Below are 4,909 nucleotides of genomic sequence, written 5' to 3'. Positions count from 1 at the left end.
AGATGTGTATAAGAGACCAGCTTATATTACTGGCAGCTTCTTATTTATTTTTAATATGTTCGTATTGTAACTCTTTAGATACAGGAGCTATATCTATGGTAAGCCGAAATATTATTTCTTAATAAAAAAAACATAAACTACTTTTCATATGTATTTTAAGGATGGAAAGTAGTTTAATTTTGATTTTATTATTTAATAAAATACAATGTTCTCGATTAAATAAGAATTAGTATGTTTTTTATTTATATAAGATAGTAATTTGAATGAATGTCAAAAAAAGTCACAAAAACTATATAGATAACATATATATATAATAGTAATACTTGTATGTATTATTCAAATCTAAATATTTTAGGTGATTGAAATGGCAGAAATAATAACTCCTGGAGACAGCTATTATAGTCAGGCTAGGCTAGTTTGGAACAGAGCTATAAATAAATATCCAGAGAAAATTATATACTGTAAAACTATAGAGGATGTTCAAAAGGCTGTAGTTTATAGTGTAGAAAAAAGATTAGAAATACGAATAAGAGGTGGAGGACATCACTACGAGGGCTTTTCGGTAGGTAATGGTGTAATTGTTATAGATATAAGTAACTTAAACAGTATAAAAGTGGATTATGAAAAAAATACTTTTACTGTACAAAATGGAATTCAATTAGGCCAACTATACACATTTATAGGTGGGAAAGGTTATCCATTTCCAGGAGGCGCATGCCCAACAGTGTGTATAAGTGGACTAGCACTAGGAGGCGGATGGGGTTACTCAAGTAGAAAATATGGACTTACTTGTGATAGTTTATTGGAGTTGACACTAGTAAATTATAAAGGTGAGTTAATAACGGCAAACAAACATACTAACTCAGATTTATTTTGGGCATGTAAAGGAGGAGGAGGAGGTAATTTTGGAGTTGTTATTTCTATGACTTTTAAATTACCGTTAAAAGTAGATAATGTAACTGAATTTGAATTTAATATAGAAAATCCAAGTAAAAATACTCAAATTGAATTTTTAGATATTTGGCAGAAGTTTATTACTAGTACTGTACCTGAAATAAATATGAGAGGAAGCATATACAACTCAATAGAAAGTGGAATTAATATAAACTGCAGAGGGATTTTATACGGATCTCCAGATGAGTTATATGAATTATTACTACCATTTAGTAAAATTAAAGGATTTAATCTGACATATAATTATGTATCTTTCTTGCAAGCTATGTTTTATATAGGTTCTTCATATTCTCAATATCAATATTTTGAAAATTATGGAAGGTTTGTTAACCGATTTTATGATTATTGCACATTAGAGAGTTTAGTAGAAATAGTTAACCAAACAATACCTGAAGGCAGTGAGGAAATTAGTTTGAATTTATATGGATTAGGTGGAAAGGTAAGCGAAGTAGAAAAATTTGATACAGCTTTTTATTATAGAGATAGTTTTTATATATTGCTTATAGATACAGTATTTAAAAATAATTGTTATAAAGAAATAAATAAAGATTGGATAAAATCTAATATTGAAACTATTCACAGTATTACAGAAGGATCTTATATTAATTTCCCTTACTATCCTCTTGAAAATTATATGAATGAATATTATGGTAAAAATAAGTGCAGACTTGAAGAAGTAAAACAGATGTATGATCCTTATAATATATTTAATTTTAAACAAAGTATTAAATAATATTAATTTATTGAAAAAAGTATGAAGTATAAAAGTCATAAGTAAATAAAATATTGACATTACAAACACTATACTATAAAATAAATGAAAAATATGAAAATTCGATGAAGAAGAGAGTAGTGTAAATTGATTTTATAGAGAGTTTAGGATGGTGGAAGCTAAACATTGATATTTATGTGAAAAGAACTTTGGAGAAGACTGCAGGAAACTAAGTATTGCAGTAGGTTGCTCGCCTTAAGAGATTGAGTGGGTAAGTTTATTACCAATAAGAGTGGTAACGCGGAGATAGTTCGCCTCTTGGATTTTATTCCAAGGGGCTTTTTTTATTATCAAGATTGTTATTATTCTAATATTAATAAATTTACCAATAAGAGTGGTACCGCGTAAATTCGCCTCTTAGCATATTGCTAAGAGGCTTTTTATTTTATTAAATATAAAATTAAACAGGAGGTAAGATATGAAGTCTATATTATTTGAAAAAGGAAAAGAAATACATAAAGAACTATGTGAAATTAGTGATTTTATATATCATAATCCAGAACTTGGGAATGAAGAGTACAAGGCTGTAGAAAAATTGACTTCTTTTTTACAAGAGCATGACTTTGAAATAGAAACAGAATTTTTAGGCATAAAAACTGCATTTAGAGCAACTTATGATAGTAACAAAGAAGGGCCAACTATAGGATATTTATGTGAATATGATGCATTGCCAGAAATAGGGCATGGGTGTGGACATAACATGATAGGAGCAATGTCAGCAGGTGCTGGTGTTATTCTAAGTAAAGTTTTAGATGAGATTGGAGGTAAGATTATAGTTTATGGAACGCCTGCTGAAGAAACTAATGGAGCTAAAGTTATTTTTGCAGAACAGGGAGTATTTGATGAACTATATGTTGCAATGATGGTTCATCCATCAGATAAAAGTATAGAAAGTGGGACATCTATGGCGCTTTATCCATTACAATTTACTTATACAGGAAAAACTGCACATGCGGCTTCTTGTCCGCAAGATGGAGTAAATGCTTTAAATAGTGTTATTCAGTTATTTAATGGAATTGATGCTTTACGACAACATGTACCTCCAGATGTTAGAATGCATGGAATTATAACTAATGGAGGCGTAGCTGCAAATATTGTTCCAGATAAAGCTGTAGCTCAATTTTACTTTAGAGCATCTACAAAAGAAATACTAGATGATGTATTAGTAAAAGTTAAAAATATTGCACAAGGAGCTGCGCTTATGACAGGTTCAAAACTAGAGATGACAAGATATGAATTACCTAATGATAATTTAAAAACTAATAAGAGTTTGTCAGAGGCTTTTAGTAAGAACCTAAGAAAGCTTGGTGTAAAAGATATTTATGAAGCAAAAGATACAGGATCAAGCGATATAGGAAATGTAAGTCATAAAACACCTACAATACATCCTTATATAGGAATATCTAATTGTAATGTAACCGGTCATAGTGTAAACATGGCAGATGCTACTATAACTCCTTTTGCACATGAAAGACTACTTATAGGAACTTTAGCACTTGCATATACAGGTTATGATGTTTTAATGAATAAAGTAAATTTAGATCAATAATTCTATTATTTTTCACTAAAAAATTTTAATTACTAAGTATTTTAGAACCACTCTAAATTGTTAACATATATTAAACAATGGCACGTAGTATTTTAATATATAATTTATAAAGTTGGGGGAAGTTAACATGATAGATGAGTTAACAGGGATAGTTATAACTAAAGATGATAAAAGATATAATATTGTTAGGAGAACTGCAAACTTTTATTTTAGCTACTACCCAGCTGCAATTGTATATCCTAGAGATATATCAGATGTAGTTAATTCAGTAAATTGGGTAAGAAGGAATGGATTCAATATACGATGTAGAAGTGGGGGGCATAATTATGAAGCATTTTCTGTTGCAGATGATTCTGTTGTTATAGATGTTTCTAATTTGCTTGATTTTCAAATAGATACTAAAAGAGGATATATAAAAATCGGTTCAGGGTATACACAAGAACAACTTCATTCTAAAGTAACTGAATATGGATTTGCATTTGTTGGAGGCAGTTGTCCATCGATTGGTGTTACAGGAATAACATTAGGCGGAGGAGTTGGATACCTACAAAGAGAATATGGGCTAGTATGCGATAATTTAGTAGAAGCTCAAATAGTAGATGCTTTTGGTAGGGTAATAACTGCGAATTCATATCAAAATCAAGATTTATTTGCAGCATTAAGAGGAGCTGGTAGTAATAATTTTGGAGTTGTAGTGTCACTTACCTTTAAAGTATATCCAGTTGATAAGGTAACCACAATCACAGCTCAGTGGCCTAGAAATAGAAGATATGAAGTAATTCAAGCATTTCAAAAGGTAGGCGAAAGTTTAGATAATAGATATACGATCAAGGTTTCTATGACTAAAGATATTATTGGTCTATATGGAGTGGGGTTAAGAAGTACAGAGAAAGAAATGGAAAACGCTTTAAAATGTTTGCTAAAAGTTCCTAGTAAAATGAACTATACAGTAAAGCGTATTAGTTTTACTGAATCTGTTCAGCCTAGACCAGGGGTTATGTACAAACCAACAGGGTTTAAAATTACAGGATTACTTGCATATAAGCCATTAGAAAAAGAACCTTGCCAAACAATATTTGACTATTTAGATAATGCACCAAATATACAGCCAAGTATAGATATTGGATTTCTATTATTAGGAGGACAGATTAAAAAAAATGAATATTTGCCCAGTGCTTTTCCTCATAGAAATGCAAGGTTACTGATTCAAATAGACGCAGAATGGTATCTTGAGTATAGTCTGTATGCAAATGATACAATTAGATGGGTAAATAGATTGAGAAATCAGTTACTTCCATATGCGGGATTTGGATATCTTAACTATTGCGATATCAATATATCTAATTATTTATATAGCTATTTTGGTAATAATGTTGTCTGGTTAAAAAATACAAAAGAGAAATATGATCCACATAATATATTTTACTACCCTCAAGGAATAAAATAATTAGTATTTTAAATATAAAAATATCAGATAAAGATGCAACTTTTATTGAAATTCCTTTTGATATAGAAAAAGAACTACTGAATCTATTTCAAAGTTAGGGTCAAAAATTAAATTATAAACAAATGAATAAAAGAAAAGATACTTGCTATGTAGTCAGTATCTTTTTTATTTTCAGTTAATTTTTAGG

Annotated in this window: 3 protein-coding genes and 1 other annotated feature; all 3 genes read left to right on the top strand. The window is 29.6% G+C overall.

Features of this window, described 5'->3' with window-relative positions; genetic code table 11:
* The first annotated feature begins 364 nt into the window (after positions 1-364).
* The 3 genes from RWY47_RS06265 (at position 365) to RWY47_RS06255 (ending at position 4,722) form a co-directional block, all read left to right on the top strand.
* Positions 365-1,687, top strand: coding sequence for an FAD-dependent oxidoreductase (locus tag RWY47_RS06265; protein WP_168932264.1), 1,323 nt, complete (start codon positions 365-367; stop codon positions 1,685-1,687).
* A 95-nt stretch (positions 1,688-1,782) separates the two neighbouring features.
* Positions 1,783-1,988: a binding site (T-box leader), on the top strand.
* 156 nt (positions 1,989-2,144) lie between these two features.
* Entirely contained in the window at positions 2,145-3,275 is a 1,131-nt protein-coding gene (locus RWY47_RS06260; RefSeq protein WP_150842966.1) for a M20 family metallopeptidase, read from the top strand.
* 127 nt (positions 3,276-3,402) lie between these two features.
* A complete protein-coding gene (locus RWY47_RS06255; RefSeq protein ID WP_150842965.1) occupies positions 3,403-4,722 on the top strand; it encodes an FAD-dependent oxidoreductase in 1,320 nt (439 codons plus the stop codon).
* The last annotated feature ends 187 nt before the right edge of the window (positions 4,723-4,909 follow it).

This window comes from Paraclostridium sp. MRS3W1 (genome assembly GCF_032465715.1).
GTDB classification, from domain to species: domain Bacteria; phylum Bacillota; class Clostridia; order Peptostreptococcales; family Peptostreptococcaceae; genus Paraclostridium; species Paraclostridium dentum.
This window is presented reverse-complemented; position numbering and strand designations above follow the sequence as displayed.

Bases quoted from the DNA above. Each gene is read 5' to 3' on its own strand.
- RWY47_RS06255 (WP_150842965.1), top strand. From the start codon at position 3,403: ATGATAGATGAGTTAACAGGGATAGTTATAACTAAAGATGATAAAAGA.
- RWY47_RS06265 (WP_168932264.1), top strand. From the start codon at position 365: ATGGCAGAAATAATAACTCCTGGAGACAGCTATTATAGTCAGGCTAGG.
- RWY47_RS06260 (WP_150842966.1), top strand. From the start codon at position 2,145: ATGAAGTCTATATTATTTGAAAAAGGAAAAGAAATACATAAAGAACTA.